At 72.0% G+C, this 17,594-nt stretch carries 12 protein-coding genes; 8 read left to right on the forward strand and 4 right to left on the reverse strand.

The genetic code is table 11. The features are described 5' to 3' along the window. Position 1 precedes the first annotated feature (1 nt). Together mltG and AB0947_RS19730 are read right to left on the reverse strand one after the other, a co-directional pair. Positions 2-913 carry an endolytic transglycosylase MltG gene (gene mltG, locus AB0947_RS19725; RefSeq protein WP_366751610.1) on the reverse strand — a complete coding sequence of 304 codons (912 nt, stop codon included), beginning with the start codon at positions 911-913 and terminating at the stop codon, positions 2-4. Positions 914-982: 69 nt separating this feature from the next. Then, a complete protein-coding gene (locus AB0947_RS19730; RefSeq protein ID WP_366751611.1) occupies positions 983-2,785 on the reverse strand; it encodes an ABC transporter ATP-binding protein in 1,803 nt (600 codons plus the stop codon). Positions 2,786-2,900: 115 nt separating this feature from the next. On the opposite strand from AB0947_RS19730, the gene AB0947_RS19735 reads away from it, so the two are divergent. Then, positions 2,901-3,350 carry a MarR family transcriptional regulator gene (locus AB0947_RS19735; protein WP_366751612.1) on the forward strand — a complete coding sequence of 150 codons (450 nt, stop codon included), beginning with the start codon at positions 2,901-2,903 and terminating at the stop codon, positions 3,348-3,350. Between the two features lie 100 nt (positions 3,351-3,450). Here the strand turns inward: AB0947_RS19735 and AB0947_RS19740 are convergent, their stop codons facing one another. Beyond that, a complete protein-coding gene (locus AB0947_RS19740; protein ID WP_366751613.1) occupies positions 3,451-5,061 on the reverse strand; it encodes a peptide-N4-asparagine amidase in 1,611 nt (536 codons plus the stop codon). 148 nt (positions 5,062-5,209) lie between these two features. Between AB0947_RS19740 and AB0947_RS19745 the strand changes: the two genes are divergently transcribed. From AB0947_RS19745 to AB0947_RS19770, 6 genes are all read left to right on the forward strand, one after another. Continuing rightward, positions 5,210-6,787 (forward strand): M1 family metallopeptidase, encoded by a 1,578-nt coding sequence (locus AB0947_RS19745; protein WP_366751614.1) that lies wholly within the window; start codon positions 5,210-5,212, stop codon positions 6,785-6,787. A gap of 305 nt (positions 6,788-7,092) precedes the next feature. Further along, complete coding sequence (locus AB0947_RS19750) at positions 7,093-8,985, forward strand: N-acetylmuramoyl-L-alanine amidase (protein WP_366751615.1); 1,893 nt, start codon at positions 7,093-7,095, stop codon at positions 8,983-8,985. A 323-nt stretch (positions 8,986-9,308) separates the two neighbouring features. After that, complete coding sequence (locus AB0947_RS19755) at positions 9,309-11,114, forward strand: ABC transporter ATP-binding protein (RefSeq protein ID WP_366751616.1); 1,806 nt, start codon at positions 9,309-9,311, stop codon at positions 11,112-11,114. Next, positions 11,111-12,892: an ABC transporter ATP-binding protein gene (locus AB0947_RS19760; RefSeq protein WP_366751617.1), complete on the forward strand. Its 1,782-nt coding sequence runs from the start codon at positions 11,111-11,113 to the stop codon at positions 12,890-12,892. The genes AB0947_RS19755 and AB0947_RS19760 overlap by 4 nt, the downstream gene beginning before the upstream one ends. Before the next feature lie 405 nt (positions 12,893-13,297). Next, positions 13,298-13,765 (forward strand): DUF5709 domain-containing protein, encoded by a 468-nt coding sequence (locus AB0947_RS19765; RefSeq protein ID WP_366751618.1) that lies wholly within the window; start codon positions 13,298-13,300, stop codon positions 13,763-13,765. A gap of 51 nt (positions 13,766-13,816) precedes the next feature. Continuing rightward, entirely contained in the window at positions 13,817-14,080 is a 264-nt protein-coding gene (locus AB0947_RS19770; protein WP_014671210.1) for a type B 50S ribosomal protein L31, read from the forward strand. A 32-nt stretch (positions 14,081-14,112) separates the two neighbouring features. Here AB0947_RS19770 and AB0947_RS19775 read toward each other — a convergent pair whose 3' ends face one another. After that, on the reverse strand, positions 14,113-14,907 hold the full coding sequence (locus tag AB0947_RS19775) for a metal-dependent hydrolase (protein ID WP_366751619.1): 795 nt from the start codon (positions 14,905-14,907) through the stop codon (positions 14,113-14,115). 145 nt (positions 14,908-15,052) lie between these two features. Between AB0947_RS19775 and AB0947_RS19780 the strand changes: the two genes are divergently transcribed. Continuing rightward, complete coding sequence (locus AB0947_RS19780) at positions 15,053-17,566, forward strand: DUF3516 domain-containing protein (protein ID WP_366751620.1); 2,514 nt, start codon at positions 15,053-15,055, stop codon at positions 17,564-17,566. Positions 17,567-17,594: the final 28 nt, after the last annotated feature.

Consider the following 17,594-nt stretch of genomic DNA (forward strand, 5'->3'; position numbering starts at 1 on the left):
CTCAGCGGAGCGCGGGCTGCGGTCCGTCGGACTCGGACGGAGGTGCCGGCGGGCCGTCACCGGTCGGCTGGGCCGTCCCCGCGTTCTGGTGGAGGGCGTTGAACTCGGCCACGTTCCGCAGGTGCGTGTTGTAGTCCGCGGTGAAGCGGGTGTCCCCGGGGGTGACGGTGACGAAGTACAGCCAGTCGCCCGGCGTCGGGTTGAGCGCGGCGCGCATCGCGTCCTCGCCGGGGTTGTCGATCGGCGTGGGCGGCAGGCCCGTGCGCTGGTGGGAGTTGTACGGGCTCTCCTCCTGGGTGTCGCCCTGGCCGGCGCCGGCGCCGGCGGTGCCGCGGTTCAGCGCGTAGTGCAGGGTCGAATCCATCTGCAGCGGCATTCCGCTGTTGAGCCGGTTGAAGATGACCCGGGCGACCTTGCCCATGTCCGCCTTCGTCGAGGCCTCGGCCTGGACGATGCTCGCGATGGTGACCGTCTGGTAGACGTTCATCGCGTTGCGCTGGGCCCCGGCCGCGACCGGTGCGCCGTTGAACTTCCGGTCCGCCGTGTCGATCATCAGCTGCAGCATGGACTCGGGCGTCGCTCCCTTCCGGACGGGGTACGTCGCCGGGAAGAGATAGCCCTCCGGGTTGCCCCCGGCCTCGTTCGGCAGCTTCAGGGCGGCCTTGCCGAGGGCGGCGCGGGTGCTGCCCAGGGGCAGGCTGAGGGCCTTGTCGATCGCGTCGTAGATCTGGTTCGCGCGCCAGCCAGGCGGGATGACCAGCGCGGCGGGCTTCGCCTGGTCGTCGTCGGCTGCCAGTGTCAGCAGCGGCACCGCCACGGCGGTGCCGGCCATGACGGCGCCGGCCACCAGGACGGCGAGTCTGCCGCGGCGTGTCAGTCGGGTCCTGCTCCGTGACGGAGTGTTCGTCTGCATGCGGGCACGGTAATACGCATATCCTCGCAAACCCGGCATATATTCAGCTTGTCGGTCGCGGTCGCCTGTTCAGTTCGCGGGTTGTAGCCGTGCGTCCCGGCGCACCAGGGCCGCGTACCGGCCGTCGCGCTCCAGGAGTTCCTCGTGCGTGCCCCGTTCGGCGACCCGGCCGGAGTCCAGCACCACGATCTGGTCGGCGTCGCGGATCGTGGACAGGCGGTGCGCGATGGTGATCGTGGTGCGGTCGGCCGACAGCGCGTCGATGGCCTCCTGCACGGCGGCTTCCGTGCGGGTGTCCAGTGCGCTCGTCGCCTCGTCCAGGATGAGCACCGGCGGGTCGCGCAGGATGGTGCGGGCTATCGCGAGGCGCTGCTTCTCTCCGCCGGAGAAGCGGTGACCGCGTTCGCCGACGACGGTGTCGTAGCCGTCGGGCAGCGCCGCTATGTGGTCGTGGATCTGGGCCGCCTTGGCCGCCGCGTGCAGTTCCTCGTCGTTGGCGTCGGGCTTGGCGAAGCGCAGGTTGTCGGCGACCGAGGCGTGGAAGAGGTACGTCTCCTGCGAGACGACGCCGACCGCGCGGGCGAGGGTGTCGAAGTCGAGGTCGCGCACGTCGACGCCGTCCAGGGTCACGCGGCCGCCGGTGACGTCGTACAGGCGGGGCACCAGATAGCCGAGCGTGGACTTGCCGGCGCCGGTGGGGCCGACGACGGCGAGACTGCTGCCGGCCGGGACGGTGACGTCGACGCCGTCGAGGACGGGGCCGCCCTTGTCGTCGTAGCGGAACTCGACGTCCTCGAAGCGGACCTCTCCCTTGATCTGGTCCAGGTGGACCGGCCGCTCGCGCTCGGTGATGTCGACGGGCAGGTCGAGGTACTCGAAGATGCGCTGGAAGAGCGCGAGCGACGTCTGGATCTGCACGCCGGTCGCGAGCAGGCTCACGGCCGGGCGGAACAGGCCCTGCTGGAGCGAGACGAAGGCGACGATGGTGCCGAGGGAGACCTCGGGGCCGCCGAACCGGAGGGCGAGGCCGGCGGTCCAGTAGATGACGGCGGGCATCGCGGCCATGACGATCGAGATCACGGCCATGCGCCAGCGCCCGGCCATGTTCGACCGCACTTCCAGGTCGACCAGACCCTCGGACTCCTGCGCGAAGGAGGCCGTCAGCGAGTCGGAGCGGCCCATGGTGCGGCCGAGCAGGATGCCGCTGACGGAGAGCGACTCGGTGACCGTGGCGGCCATCGCGGCCATCTGTTTCTGCCGCTGGGTGGTGATCTTCTTGCGTTCGTTGCCGACGCGGCGGCTGATCCACACGAACACCGGCAGCAGGAGCAGGGAGACGATGGTCAGCCGCCAGTCCAGGGCGATCATCGCGACGATCGTGGCGACCACGCTGGTGGCGTTGGACACCAGGGAGGTGGCGGTGGAGGTGACGGTGGCCTGCATGCCGCCGATGTCGTTGGCGATGCGGGACTGCACCTCGCCGGTGCGGGTGCGGGTGAAGAAGGCCAGGGACATGCGCTGCAGTCGGCCGTAGACCGCGGTGCGCAGGTCGTGCATGACCCGCTGGCCGACGGTGGTGGAGATCAGCGTCTGCAGCACGCCGAAGACGCCGCCCAGGACGGCGCTGAGGATCATGCCGAGCGCGAGCAGGCTCAGCAGGCCGGTGCGGCCCTGCGGGATGGCGACGTCGAGCGTCTCCTTCAGCAGGAACGGTGTGGCCACCGAGACCAGCGACGAGGCGCCGACGAGCAGGCCGACGACGGCCAGCCGCCCGCGGTAGGGACGGAACAGCCGCAGGATGCGGCGCACCTGCCGGGGCTGTTCGCCGGCGTCGGCAGGTGGGGTCCAGGAGGGTTCACGGTCGGGGTGCATGGGCTCCTACGGAGTGGGCGGGGCGCCGGCCGGAGGACGGCCGGCGACGACGGAACGGATCATAGCTCATTGTTACCTATACTCACAATGAACGGCATCCTGATATTGTTCCCGCATGACCACCCCCGATCCCGACGGCCTGCTCGCCGAGCAGTTGCTGCGGCTCACCCGCCGGGTGCACCGCATCCAGAAGCGTCATCTGGAACAGCGTGCCCTGGGCGTCACCCCGGCGCAGTCCAGGCTGCTGCGCACCCTCGCGCACTACGACTCCCCGCCGCGCATGGCCGACCTCGCCGAGCGCCTGGAGGTCGTGCCCCGTGCGGTGACGACGCTGGTGGACGGGCTGGAGGCGAGCGGCAAGGTGCGGCGGGTGCCGGATCCGGCGAACCGCCGCGTGACCCGGATCGAGCTGACGGACGAGGGGCGCGCGACCCTGCGCGAACTGCGCGGCGCCCGCCGCTCGGCGGCCAAGGAGATACTGGCGCCGCTGACGGAGAAGGAGCGCCAGGTGCTCGGTGTCCTGCTGGACAACCTGATCGACGGGGACGCCGCCCACCGCTGCTGACCGGCGCCGGCCCCTCGCCCTCCTCCGACGGGCCGGCGATCCCCCGTCCGGCCCGGCCCCGCGGCCCGGCCGAACGGGGGCGCGCCCCGCACCACGCCTCTCAGCAGCGGCTGCGGTCCTCCGTCAGCACCCCCTGGACCGTGGTCAGCGAACGGTCGTAGCAGCCGTCCGAGCCGAGGAGCCGGTAGCGCTCGGCCGACGTGCCGACAGCGTGCCGCTGGTCGCGCGGGACGTCGGCCGTGTACGAGGCGTCGCCGCTGTAGGTGTCGTCCAGCCGTGACCACGCGGTGCGCCGGCCGTCTTGGCGTGTCACCGCCGTCGCCCGGTCGCCGAGGGTCAGCACCGTGCGCAGCCGGTCGTCCGCGCCCAGCGTCGTGGCGCCGTTCATGGTGTACGTCCGGTGCGTGCGGGTCGTCCGCGCGGCACCGTGGCCGGCGGCACCGACCGTCTCGTCGTCGGTCCAGGTGGCGTCGAGCCCGTCCACCGCCTCGCCGTCGGTCCAGCGGTGGACGGAGGTGTGGGCGAGCGTCCGGGTGACCGTGGTGGTCACGCGGCCGTGCGAGGTGTCCAGGTACCCGGAGACGGTGAGCCGGTGCCCCGCCTCGGTGCGTACGCGGTTCTCCGCTCCGGGGGTGAAGGCGGAGGAGTCGGCGAGGTCGCTCGCCTCGGCCCGGGTGACCGCGCCGGGCACGTGGGCGCGGTGCGCGTCCTGCCAGACGAGCACGTTCACCGGCGTGCTCCAGCCCGGCCGGCCCGCGGGCACGCCGGCGACGGACACCTCGACGCGGTGCGGGCGGCCGTCGTTGAGGAGGCCGGCGAAGGGCGTGAGGTCGTACTCGATCGGCCGCACGTCGAAGGCGCGCGGGGCCGGGAGGACGTACCAGAGGAAGGGGTTGGACCAGCCGCCGGTCCACACGTTCGGGAACGGCGCCGCGATACCGGCGAGCCGGCCGTCGACGCTGATCTGCACTTCACGGTACGGGCCGCGGCCGGCCTTGCACGAGTACGGCGCCGGGTCGGCGACGGTCAGGTACCAGAACTCCTCGCAGCCGCCGCCCGAGCCGGTCGCGTACACCTCGGCGACGACGCGTTCGCTGTTGCGCGGGGTGGTGAGGGTGGTGCCGGCGGGCGTGCCGGCGAGGGTGAGGACGCGGTCGGGGGCGGGTGCCGCGGGGCGTCCCGCGTAGAAGGTCAGTGTGACGTGGACGTCGATGACACCGGTGTACGTGTCGTCCACGACGTTGCCGATCAGCATCTCGACGTCCTGGGCGGTCCGGAAGGCGTCGCTGTAACGGGTGACGTCCTTCTCGACGTGCCACGCGATGCCGTCGGGCGAGGGCTCCGGCGTGGAGGTGCGCAGGATCTCGACGCCGCCGACGTGCAGATAGCCCAGCCGGTCGTACTGACGGCCCCTCACCTCGCCGTCGAGGCGCAGGACCACCTTGCTCCAGCGGTCGCCGCAGCCCTCGGGCGGCGTGTACGCGCCCCGGTACGGCGTGAAGTCGCGGAACCGGGCGTCGGCGAGGGTGACCTGGCAGGACGTGGTGTGCGGCCGCTCGACGGGCGGTGCCGCGGTCACGGGGTCGTGCCAGTCGGTGCCGAACTCGGCGGGTACGTCGGCCGCCCCGGCCGTCGCGGTTCCCGTGCCGAAGAGCGCGCTCACCACGAGGAACGCTCCGGCGAGCATGGACATGACGATCCGTCTTCTCATGGCCGGTGTTCTACGGGCAGGCGGGCCACCCCGCAATGACGCCTCGGACGGATCGGCGCGATGAGGCCGGTCACCGCACACCCCCGGGCTGGCACCCAGTGCAGGAACATCTGGTGATATAAACGGATCTTACTGGCATAGTGCGGTCATGGAGATCACCAAGGGGCCGGGCGAGGAATCCGCAGACGAGGAATCCCGGCCGGAACGCCCCTGTCATGTCCTCCGCACCCGTCGCGCGACCCTGGTCCTCGCCCTCGCCGGAGCGGGTGCGCTGACCGGTACCGCCGTCTTCACCGGCGCGCTCCCGCACGGCGACGACAGTCCACCGGCCCCCGGTCCGGCCGCCTCGTCGGGCCCGCCCCCGGCCCCCGGCGCACCGGGCATCGGCGACCCGCTCATGCCACTCGCCGGCAACGGCGGCTACACCGTCCGCCACTACACCCTCGACTTCGACTGGCGGGCACCCCGCACCCCCTTCGCGGCAGGCGCCACCATCAGCGCCACCGCCACACAGTCCCTGTCCCGCTTCGACCTGGACTTCGCGGGCAACACGCTGCACCGCGTCACCGTCGACGGCGCGCCCGCCGCCACGCGACGCGACGGTGACGAACTCGTCGTCACTCCCGCACGACCGATCCCGCGCGGCAGCACGTTCACCGTCCGCGTCGCCTACACCGCCGACCCGACGCAGGCGCGGCACCGCGACGACGCGATCCAGGACTACGGCTGGGTGCCCACCTCCGACGGCACCGTGATCTGCGCGCAGCCGGACGGCGCCCGCATGATCTTCCCGGTGAACGACCACCCGAGCCTGCGGGCACCGGTCACGTTCCACATCACCACCCCGCCGGGGCTCGACGCGGTGGCCAACGGCCGGCTCGTCGGCACCGCCCGGCGGCCCGACGGCCGCACCCGGTGGACGTACGACTCCGAGCACCCCCTCGCGGCACAGCTGGTCCAGCTGGCGATCGGGAGGTTCACCTTCGTCGACAGCAGCGGCCCGCGCGGCCTGCCCGTCCGGGACGTGGTCCCGGACGGCCTGGTCGCCGGCACCGCGGAGTACCGCTCGCTCACCCCGGACCACCTGGCCTGGCTGGAACGGCGGCTCGGCCCCTACCCGTTCCGCCGCTACGGCGTGCTGGTCGGGGACACCGACCTGCCCGTGGCGCTGGAGACCCAGTCGCTCTCCGTCCTGCCGCGGGAGGACCTGCTGGGCGACCGGGTCGACGCCGAACGCAACCTCGTCCACGAGCTGACCCACCATTGGACGGGCGACAGCGTCGCCATCCGGCGCTGGTCGGACCTGTGGCTGAGCGAGGGTCACGCCCGCTTCTACGAACGCCTGTACTCCGACGAGCACGGCGGCGTGAGCCTGGAGTCGGTGATGCGGTCGGCGTACGAGCAGCACGACCAGTGGCGGCACGACGAAGGGGCGCCCGCCGAGCCCGGCGAGGCCACGCTGTTCAAGGTGATGCGGTACGACGGCTCGGCGCTGGTGCTGTTCGCCCTGCGGGAGAAGGTCGGCGCGGAGACCTTCGAGCGGATCGAGCGGGCCTGGGTGACCGAGTACCGGAGCCGTACGGCCGGCACCCGGGACTTCGTCGCGCTCGCCTCCCGGGTCGCCGGCGAGGACCTGACGCCGTTTCTGAACCCGTGGCTGTACGGTCCGCACACCCCGCCCATGCCGGGCCACCCCGACTGGCAGGTGGACCCGGTCGAGGACTGAGCCGCGCCCGGTCGCCCGTGGTTGCCCCGGGCAGCCGAGCCGCTGCCGCCGACCGGGTGGCCTCGGCCGGACCGCTGGTCCACCCCGGTGACGTTCGCCACGACACGGCGCCCGTGGCACGGAAACGTACGAGGGGTGGCGCTACGGGCAACTCCTCTGTCCTGGTGCGGTCGAGCGTGGTTGGGAGAGCCTCTGCGATGAGAAGAATTGTTTCTGCACATGTTCCCGTTGCCATCCGGAAGTGCCGCCTCACGGCTTGTGTGATCGCGGGGGCGGCTCTGCTGCCGCCGCTGCTGATCCTCCCGATGTCCGGCAGCGACGACGCGGACGACCGGCTTCTGCAGGACGCCTTCACGAACGCCGCGCGCGAGTTCCACGTGCCGCGCAGCGTGCTCATGAGCGTGTCCTACATGCAGTCCCGCTGGGACTCCCACCCGGGCGCGCCCAGCGTCGCCGGCGGTTTCGGGCCCATGCACCTGGTGGACGCCGACCGCGTCCAGGCCTCGGCGGCGCCGTCCGCACCGCAGGAGCCGCTCGACGGCCAGGCCCCGCCCCGCACGGGCGCGGCGGGAACGCCCGCCACGGGGGCACGCGCCGTGCAGCCGGCGGACCTGCGGAACGCGGCCCGCCTGATCCACGTGCCGGCCGAACGCCTGCGCACGGACGCCGCCGCCAACGTCCGCGGCGGAGCGGCACTCCTCGCGGCCACGCAACGGCAGCTCGGCAAGCCCCTGAGCGCGAACCCGGCGGACTGGTGGGAGACGGTCGCGCGCTTCCCGGGCACCCCTGACGTCGCGTCAGCCGCGGCCTACGCCGACGACGTCTTCGCCCTGATCCGGCGGGGAGCACACCGCACCACCGCCGAAGGACAGGACGTGGCGCTCCCCGCCACCCCCGGCCTGCAACCGCACCCCCGCACTCCCCGGGCGCAGGGCCCTCAGCGGCCGGAGCAGGTCGAGTGCCCCGCCGAACTGACCTGTGACTGGCTCGGCGCGCCGTACGAGGAGATCAACGACGGCGACTACGGCAACCACGACCTGGCCGACCGGCCCAGGGACCAGCCGATCGAGTACATCGTCATCCACGACACCGAGGCCGTGCTGCCGAGCATGCTCCAGACGGTGCAGGACCCGACGGAGGCGTCGTGGCACTACTCGATCCGCTCCAGCGACGGCCATGTCACCCAGCACATCCGGACCAAGGACGAGGCCTGGCACTCCGGCAGCCAGTTCGTGAACGCCCGCTCGATCGGCATCGAGCACGAGGGGTTCCTCACCCAGCCCGGGACCTGGTACACGGAGCGGATGTACCAGTCCTCGGCACACCTGGTGCGGTACCTGGCGCAGAAGTACAGCATCCCGCTCGACCGCCAGCACATCTTCGGCCACGACAACGTACCCGCCCCCACCGCCGGCAGCATCCCCGACATGCACGACGATCCCGGTCCCTTCTGGGACTGGCGGCACTACTTCGACCTCCTCGGAGCGCCGCTGAAGGCCACGGCGGGCCCGGACAGCGACATGGTGACGATCCTGCCGGACTTCGCGCAGCACAAGCCCGACTACACGGGATGCGGCGGCAGCGGCAAACCGTGCCCGCCGCACGGCTCCAGCGCCGTCCGCCTGCACACCGAACCGGACGAGAAGGCCCCGCTGATCCAGGACCCGGGCCGCAAGCCCAATGGTGACGATTCCACGAAGGACGTCAACGACCTGGGGTCGCGCGTCTCCACCGGCCAGACCTTCGCCGTGGCCGACCGCAGGGGCGACTGGACGGCCATCTGGTTCCAGGGCCACAAGGCGTGGTTCGAGAACCCCAAGAAGCACCCGACCGCCGTCGGTGCCAGCGGGCGCATGATCACACCGAAGGAGGGTCTGGGAGAGATCCCGGTGTACGGCCGCGCCCTCCCCGAGGAGGACGCGTACCCGGAGGGCATCGACGGGCCGGCCGAGTCGCCGCTGCCGTACGCGATCCTGGCGGGCCAGCGGTACGTGACGCAGGCCGGCGTCGGCAGTTCCTACACCGCCAAGTCCTTCAGCGACACGCCCAACCCGGTGGTGTGGGGCCGGGAGCGGTACTACGAGATCCAGCTCGGCCACCGGCTCGCGTACGTCCGGGCCAGCGACGTGGACGTGGTGGACTCGTCCGGCGCGGCGGGACCGAAGGGGCAGAAGGCGGCCGGTCCGGGCGGGCGCTGACGTCGGACGAGCCGGGACAGGCCCGGCTCGCACTCGGAAGGAGCCGCTGCGCGGCGCCTTCACCGGGCCGTGAGGTGCGCGGGCACTTCACGGCCTTCTCGCGCACACCGGCGCGGTGCAGGTACCGCTGCCGTGATCCCTTGTATCCGGGGCACCCGGCCTGACCGCAACTGTCGACATGGCCGGAAATAGGCGATTTGCGCGGGCGCTGGAGAAAACCGTTTGAAATTCACCACTCTGCGACGCGAACCTTTCACGGCTTGTCGCCGCTCCCCGCGGCGTTCCGCTCTTTCCCTGCCCTCGACACGAGCCACTGGGACGTCATGCAGATTCAAGACCTTCCGTATCCCGATCCGGGCGTGCCCGACGCGCGTTCGGGTCCTCGATTCCTGTGGTGGCTCTGGCGCAACCAGCTGGGCGGCCAGCTGAAGTCGCTCGCCTGGGGCCTGCTGCACTTCGTCTCCGTCTCCGCCCTCCCCTTCTGCGTCGGCCTCGCCGTGCAGGCGGCCGTCGACCGCTCCGGCACCCGGCTAACCCTGACGGGTGCTGCGATGCTGCTATGCGGAACGGGCATCGCCGTCGGCGACACCTTCCTGCACCGGACCGCCGTCACCAACTGGATCACCGCGGCCGCCCGCGTCCAGCAGCTGCTCGCGCGCAAGGCCTCCCAGCTGGGCTCGGCCCTGACCCGGCGGGTGGCCGCCGGCGAGGTGGTGGCCGTCTCCACCGGCGACGTGGAGAAGATCGGCTGGTTCGTCGAGGCGGTCTCCCGGTTCACCGCCGCCGCGCTCACGGTCCTGGTCGTCTGCGTCAGCCTGCTCCTGTACCAGCCCGCGCTCGGCGTGGTCGTCGCCGTGGGCCTGCCCGTCGTGGCCCTCGCGGTACTGCCGCTGCTGCCCCGGGCGACGCACCGCGCCGACGTGCAGCGCGAGAAGGCGGGGCGGGCCACCGAACTGGCCTCCGACACCGTCGCCGGCCTGCGGGTGCTGCGCGGCATCGGCGGCGAGGAACTGTTCCTCGACCGCTACCGCCGCGCCTCGCAGGAGGTACGGCACGCCGCCGTGCGCAGCGCCCGGATGTGGTCGCTGATCTCCGCCATTCAGGTGCTGCTGCCCGGCCTGCTGCTCATCGCGGTCGTCTGGCACGGCATCGGTCTGGCCCGCCAGGGCCGGATCACGGTCGGCGAACTCGTCACGCTCTACAGCGCCGTCATGATCCTGAACTATCCGCTGCGGCACTTCGAGGAGATCGCCATGGCGTACTCCTTCTCGCGCCCCTCGGCCAAGCGGGCCGCGCGCGTGCTGTCGCTGGAGCGGTCCACGGCCACCGACGGCAGCCGGGCGGCCGATGTGCCGGGCGGCGACCTGTACGACCCCGCGACCGGACTGCTCGCCCCCGCCGGCCGGTTCACCGCCGTCGTCTGCGGTGACCCGGACGCGGCCGGCAGGCTTGCCGAACGGCTGGGCGGCCACCCCACGGAGCCGGGCCGGTCGGTCCTGCTGGGCGGGGTCCCGCTGGACGAACTCCCCCTCGACAGCGCCCGGACCGCCGTCCTCGTCCAGGACAAGGACCCGGTCCTGCTCTCCGGCACGCTGCGCGAGCTGCTCGACGTGCCCGCCTCCGGTGCCGTACGGGCCGAGGACGCGCTGGCGGCAGCACAGTGCGGGGACGTGCTGGACGCTCTCGTGCAGGGTTCGCTGGACGCGGCCGACCCGATGGACGCCCGGATCACCGAGCGCGGACGCTCCCTGTCCGGCGGCCAGCGCCAGCGGCTCGCCCTCGCCCGGTCGCTCCTCACCGATCCGGAGGTGCTGGTGCTGGACGAGCCGACCTCCGCGGTCGACTCGCACACCGAGGCCCGGATCGCGGACGGGCTGCGCCAGCTGCGGTCGGGACGGACGACGGTGGTGTTCACCTCCTCCCCGCTGCTCCTCGACCGCGCGGACCAGGTCGCCCTGGTGCACGAGGGGGAGGTCGTGGCGGTCGGCGTGCACCGCGAACTCGTCGACGGCGAGCCGCGGTACCGGGCCGTGGTGACCCGGGAGACCGACGAGGAACTGACCGCGGCCGACGAGGGCATCCTCCTGGAGGCGCTCCAGGAGCTGGAAGAGATCGAGGAGAGCGCATGATCGGCGTTGCGCCACCGGCGTACGACCCGGCGGCCCCGACGACCGCCACCACCCTGCCCGTCGGCGCCGCCGCGACCGTGCGCGCCTACGTCACCGAGCTGTTCCGCCGGCACCGCCGGGCCTTCCTGCTGCTCATCACGGTCAACACGGTGGCCGTGGTCGCCTCCATGGTGGGCCCGTACCTGCTCGGCGGCCTGGTCGAGCGGGTGACGGACGGCGCCCGTGACCTCCATCTGGGCCTGACCGCCGGGCTGTTCGCGCTCGCGCTGGCCGTGCAGGCCGGGTTCGTCCGGCAGGTGCGGCTGCGCGGCGCGATGCTCGGCGAGCGGATGCTGGCCGACCTGCGCGAGGACTTCCTCGTACGGTCCGTCGGACTGCCGCCGGGCGTGCTGGAGCGGGCGGGCACCGGCGACCTGCTCTCCCGCATCACGACCGACATCGACCGCCTGGCCAACGCCATGCGCGAGGCCGTGCCCCAGCTGGCCATCGGTTTCGTGTGGGCCCTGCTGCTGCTCGGCGGACTGGTCGTGACGGCCCCGCCGCTGGCCGCCGCCGTACTGCTGGCCGTCCCGGTCCTGGTGGTCGGCTGCCGCTGGTACTTCAAGCGGGCACCGTCCGGCTACCGCTCGGAAGCCGCCGGGTACGCCGCCGTCGCCGCCGCTCTCGCCGAGACCGTGGACGCGGGCCACACCATCGAGGCACACCGCCTCGGCGACCGTCGCGTGGCCCTGTCCGAGCAGAGGATCTCCCAGTGGGTCGCGTGGGAGCGCTACACCCTCTGGCTCCGCTCCGTGCTCTTCCCGGTCGTCAACACCGTCCACCTGCTCGTGCTCGGCTCGGTCCTGATGGTCGGCGGCGTCTTCGTCCTGCACGGCTGGATCGACGTGGGCCAGCTGACCACGGGCGCGCTCATCGCCCAGATGCTGGTCGATCCGGTGAACCTCATCCTGCGCTGGTACGACGAGGTGCAGGTCGCCCAGGTGTCGCTGGCCCGGCTGGTCGGCGTGCGGGACATCGAGCCCGAGGCCGGGGAGGCCGCGCTGGCCCCCGACGGGCGGGACGTGCGTGCCGACCGGGTGCGCTTCGGCTACCGCGAGGGCGTCGACGTGCTGCGTAAGGTCTCCCTGGAGGTCGCTCCGGGCACCCGGCTCGCCCTGGTCGGGCCGTCCGGCGCGGGCAAGTCCACGCTGGGCCGGCTGCTCGCCGGGATCTACGCGCCCCGGGACGGCCGGGTCACCCTGGGCGGGGCGGAACTGTCCCGGATGCCCGCGGAACGCGTCCGCTCCCACGTGGCCCTCGTCAACCAGGAGCACCACGTCTTCGTGGGCTCGCTGCGCGACAACCTCCTGCTGGCCCGCACCGGCGCGACGGACGCCGAGCTGTGGGCGGCCCTGGGCGCGGTCGACGCGGACGGATGGGCACGGGCGCTGGACGACGGCCTGGACACCGAGGTGGGCTCCGGCGGCTCGGCGCTGACCCCGGCGCAGGCCCAGCAGATCGCGCTGGCCCGGCTGGTGCTGGCCGATCCGCATACGCTGGTCCTGGACGAGGCGACCTCGCTGCTCGACCCGCGCGCGGCCCGCCACCTGGAACGCTCCCTTGCGCGTGTCCTCGACGGCCGCACCGTGGTCGCCATCGCCCACCGTCTGCACACCGCCCACGACGCCGACGTGATCGCCGTCGTCGAGAACGGCCGCATCAGCGAGCTGGGCAGCCACGAGGAGCTGGTCGCGGCGGAGGGTGCGTACGCGGCGCTGTGGCGGTCTTGGCACGGGTGAGATCCGCGGCTTCCCGGGGGGCGGCTCGGTGGGCTCGGCCGGTTCGGCCGCCTTGGTCGATCCGGTCCGCTCGGCATGATTGACGGGCTCCGCCCGGTGGTGTGCCTCGGTCGGTCCGGCCGGTGGCGAAGCCCGTCTCGCCGGCGTGGAACCCGTACCCGGCCGGGGCCCCGGACGCCGGGTCCCGCAGCCGTCGGTTGCCATGGCCGGGGCCCGGTGGGTCCGGCCCCGCCGGGACCCGTGCCGTTGCGCGGTGCCGAGCAGGGGTGGAAGGCTGGAAAGCGGCACCGGCTCGGGGTGTCCCCGGGAACCTGGCGGTTCCCGGTGCGTCCCCGCACCCGGCCTGCCGGCGGTCCGCCGCCCACTGGGACGGCACCGGGCCGTCCTCACCACCTGGAGGTAGTCGTGGACACGGACGGCTGGGGCGACGACGTCTACCAGCCCGATCCCTCGGAGATCCCGGAGGACTCGGGGGTGCTCGACGTCGAGGACACCCTGGATCTCGACGGCGTCGCCGAACCCCTCGACCGCGGCTGGTCCCCTCCAGAGCGCCCGTGGGCGGTCGAGCACACCGGCGTGACGGCGGCCGAGCGCCAGGCGGGCGAGACCCTCGACCAGCGGCTCGCCGAGGAGCAGCCGGACCTCGACGCCCCGGACGGCGACGGCATCGGAGACGTCGACGGGACGGACGGCGAGCTGCTGGACAACGAGGTCGGCAACTTCCGCTCCGGCCGGCTGGTGGCCCCCGACGAGGGTGCGCACGAGGACGAGGAGGCCGCCCTCGTCGCGACCGACGTCGGCATCGACGGTGCCGCCGCCTCCGCCGAGGAAGCCGCGATGCACATCGTCGACGAGGACTCCCTGCCCGGCTGAGCCTGACCCTCCGGCCGTCCCCGCCCCGAGCGCCCCGCACAAGGAGCCGCCATGCAGCAGGACAAGCACCCCGACTACCACCCCGTGGTCTTCCGGGACCGCGCCGCCGGCTACGCCTTCCTGACCCGTTCCACCGCGCGGAGCGAGCAGACCATCGAGTGGGACGACGGCCAGACCTACCCGGTGATCGACGTGGAGATCTCCTCGGAGAGCCACCCCTTCTACACGGGCAAGGCCCGCACGGTCGACACCGAGGGCCGCATCGCCCGCTTCGAGCGCCGGTACGGTGCGGCGGATGCCGGCGAGGCCACCTGAGCAGGCGGACCTCCCCACCCCCCGGGACCCCGTCAGATCAGGTTGAGGGCGGCGGCGCAGCCCGCTCCCCCGAGCAGCATGAACGCCGGCATCAGCACCTTCAGCTCCACCCAGCTGCCCGCCCGGAACCGCATCGCCTTCGGCGGCCCCAGCGGGTACCAGCGCTTGCGGCCGACCGGGATCGGCCACAGGATCGGGCAGCCGGACACGGTCAGCGCGTCCCCGATGTCGTGCACCAGCGCGCCCAGCACGATCGGCAGCCCCAGCCAGAGGTACTCCTGCCCTGGCTCGGTGAACAGCCAGTCGGAGCCGTTGCCCGGTTTGTCCAGCACACCCGCCAGGATCCAGGCACTGGTCGCCGCCAGCAGCCAGACCAGGACATCGCTGCTGGAGCCCCGCGCCGCCCGCCACAGCAGACCTTCGATGGCGAGCACCATGTGCGCGAACAGGATCGCCAGGACCGCCCACCGGCCTCCGGTGATCGCGGCGGCCGAGCAGCCGGCGCCGATCAGGACGGCCCACAGCCAGGTGTGCGTCAGGGTGCGGTGCCCGCCGGAGCGACGAGGATCGCCCTGCTTCCTGGTCGCCTTGTAGACCGCGTACGACAGCTTGTCCACGATCTCGCAGAGCCAGCGGGAGATCGGGCCGAAGGCCCGGGAAATGGTGGCGGCCTTGTGGTCGAGGTCCGGGGCGAGTGCGGCGCCGGCGCAGATCAGGGCACCGGAGAGGAGGACCGGCCAGGGCATCGGTTGTCCCGCCGCCGCGGTGGCGGCTCCGACGCCGAGCCAGGCCGCGGCCCCCGACAGTGAGTGTGCTGGTCCCATCATGGCCGCTTCCCGCCCCATTTCTCGTGTGCCGTTGACCAGTTGACCTGGTGCGCTGACGCCGCGTCGGCGACACAGCGTAGCGGTCGTGATCTTCGCATCCCCAGCCGATTCCGCGCTCGGGCTCAAGGCCAGGCAAGATGGGGGCGTGACCCTCATCGATCAGCTGCCGCCGACCCCCGACCCCGACGCCCTGTACGAAGCCTTCGAGTCGTGGGCGCAGGAGCGCGGTCTCACCCTCTATCCCCACCAGGAGGAGGCGCTGATCGAGGCGGTCTCGGGGGCGAACGTGATCGTCTCGACGCCCACCGGCTCCGGCAAGAGCATGATCGCCGCGGGTGCGCACTTCGCCGCGCTGGCCCGGGACGAGGTCACCTTCTACACGGCACCGATCAAGGCGCTGGTGTCGGAGAAGTTCTTCGAGCTGTGCAAGCTCTTCGGCACCGAGAACGTCGGCATGCTCACCGGCGACGCCTCCGTGAACGCCGACGCGCCCGTCATCTGCTGCACCGCCGAGGTGCTGGCGTCGATCGCGCTGCGCGACGGCAAGGACGCGGACGTCGGTCAGGTCGTCATGGACGAGTTCCACTTCTACGCGGAGGGCGACCGCGGCTGGGCCTGGCAGATCCCGCTGCTGGAGCTGCCGCAGGCGCAGTTCATTCTGATGTCGGCCACTCTGGGCGATGTGTCCTTCTTCGAGAAGGACCTCGCCCGCCGCACCGGCCGCCCCACCTCGGTGGTCCGTTCGGCGACCCGCCCGGTGCCCCTCTCCTACGAGTACAAGCTGACCCCGCTCACCGAGACGCTCACCGACCTGCTGGAGACCAAGCAGGCACCGGTGTACATCGTGCACTTCACCCAGGCGCAGGCCGTGGAGCGGGCGCAGGCGCTCATGAGCATCAACATGTGCTCGCGCGAGGAGAAGGACCAGATCGCCGAGTTGATCGGCAACTTCCGCTTCACGACCAAGTTCGGCCGTAACCTGTCCCGTTACGTCCGGCACGGCATCGGCGTGCACCACGCCGGCATGCTGCCCAAGTACCGGCGCCTGGTGGAGAAGCTCGCCCAGGCCGGTCTGCTCAAGGTCATCTGCGGCACGGACACGCTCGGCGTGGGCGTCAACGTGCCGATCCGCACGGTGCTCTTCACCGCGCTGACCAAGTACGACGGCAGCCGGGTGCGCACGCTGCGGGCCCGTGAGTTCCACCAGATCGCGGGCCGGGCCGGCCGGGCCGGCTTCGACACGGCGGGGCTCGTGGTCGCGCAGGCGCCGGAGCACGTCATCGAGAACGAGAAGGCGCTGGCTAAGGCGGGCGACGACCCGAAGAAGCGGCGCAAGGTGGTCCGCAAGAAGGCGCCGGAGGGCTTCGTCGGCTGGACGGAGAACACCTTCCAGAAGCTGATCGAGTCGGAGCCGGAGCCGCTGACTTCGCGATTCCGGGTGACGCACACGATGTTGCTCTCGGTCATCGCCCGGCCGGGCAACGCGTTCGAGGCGATGCGCCATCTGCTGGAGGACAACCACGAGCCGCGCCGGCAGCAGCTGCGGCACATCCGCCGGGCGATCGCGATCTACCGCTCGCTGCTGGACGGCGGAATCGTGGAGAAGCTGGACAAGCCGGATGCCGAGGGCCGCATCGTGCGGCTCACCGTCGACCTCCAGCAGGACTTCGCGCTGAACCAGCCGCTGTCCACGTTCGCCCTGGCCGCGTTCGAACTCCTCGACCCCGAGTCGCCGTCCTACGCGCTGGACATGGTCTCCGTCGTCGAATCCACCCTGGACGACCCCCGGCAGATCCTCGTCGCCCAGCAGAACAAGGCGCGCGGTGAGGCCGTGGCAGCGATGAAGGCCGACGGCGTCGAGTACGAGGAGCGCATGGAGCGCCTCCAGGACGTCACGTACCCGAAGCCGCTGGAGGAGCTGCTCTTCCACGCGTACAACACCTACCGCAAGAGCCACCCGTGGGTCGGCGACCACCCGCTGTCGCCCAAGTCGGTGGTCCGGGACATGTACGAGCGGGCACTGTCCTTCACCGAGCTGGTGTCCCTCTACGAGCTGGCCCGCACCGAGGGCATCGTGCTGCGCTACCTCGCCAGCGCCTACAAGACCCTGGACCACACCATCCCGGACGACCTGAAGTCCGAGGATCTTCAGGATCTGATCGAGTGGCTGGGCGAGATGGTGCGCCAGGTGGACTCCAGCCTGCTGGACGAGTGGGAGCAGCTCGCCAACCCGGAGGAGATGACCGCCGAGGAGGCCCAGGAAAAGGCGGACGAGGTCAAGCCGGTCACCACCAACGCCCGCGCCTTCCGCGTCCTGGTCCGCAACGCCATGTTCCGCCGCGTGGAGCTGGCCGCCCTGGACCAGGTCGAGGAACTGGGAGAGCTGGACGCCGAGTCCGGATGGGACGCCGAGGCGTGGGGCGAGGCGATGGACAAGTACTGGGACGAGTACGACGACCTCGGCACCGGGCCCGATGCCCGGGGGCCCAAGCTGCTCGTCATCAAGGAGGAGCCGGAGAACGGCCTCTGGCGGGTCCGCCAGATCTTCGACGACCCGAACGGCGACCACGACTGGGGCATCAGCGCCGAGGTCGACCTCGCGGCTTCCGACGCCGAGGGGCGTGCGGTCGTCCGCGTCACCGATGTCGGCCAGCTGTGAGCCGTCCCCGGCCCGTGGCAAGCCAAGG

Origin of the sequence: Streptomyces sp. NPDC047841 (genome assembly GCF_040704085.1) — a bacterium.
In the GTDB taxonomy this organism is placed as follows: Bacteria; Actinomycetota; Actinomycetes; order Streptomycetales; family Streptomycetaceae; genus Streptomyces; species Streptomyces argyrophylli.

Bases quoted from the DNA above. Each gene is read 5' to 3' on its own strand.
- mltG (WP_366751610.1), bottom strand. From the start codon at position 913: ATGCAGACGAACACTCCGTCACGGAGCAGGACCCGACTGACACGCCGC.
- AB0947_RS19730 (WP_366751611.1), bottom strand. From the start codon at position 2,785: ATGCACCCCGACCGTGAACCCTCCTGGACCCCACCTGCCGACGCCGGC.
- AB0947_RS19735 (WP_366751612.1), top strand. From the start codon at position 2,901: ATGACCACCCCCGATCCCGACGGCCTGCTCGCCGAGCAGTTGCTGCGG.
- AB0947_RS19740 (WP_366751613.1), bottom strand. From the start codon at position 5,061: ATGAGAAGACGGATCGTCATGTCCATGCTCGCCGGAGCGTTCCTCGTG.
- AB0947_RS19745 (WP_366751614.1), top strand. From the start codon at position 5,210: ATGGAGATCACCAAGGGGCCGGGCGAGGAATCCGCAGACGAGGAATCC.
- AB0947_RS19750 (WP_366751615.1), top strand. From the start codon at position 7,093: ATGTCCGGCAGCGACGACGCGGACGACCGGCTTCTGCAGGACGCCTTC.
- AB0947_RS19755 (WP_366751616.1), top strand. From the start codon at position 9,309: ATGCAGATTCAAGACCTTCCGTATCCCGATCCGGGCGTGCCCGACGCG.
- AB0947_RS19760 (WP_366751617.1), top strand. From the start codon at position 11,111: ATGATCGGCGTTGCGCCACCGGCGTACGACCCGGCGGCCCCGACGACC.
- AB0947_RS19770 (WP_014671210.1), top strand. From the start codon at position 13,817: ATGCAGCAGGACAAGCACCCCGACTACCACCCCGTGGTCTTCCGGGAC.
- AB0947_RS19775 (WP_366751619.1), bottom strand. From the start codon at position 14,907: ATGATGGGACCAGCACACTCACTGTCGGGGGCCGCGGCCTGGCTCGGC.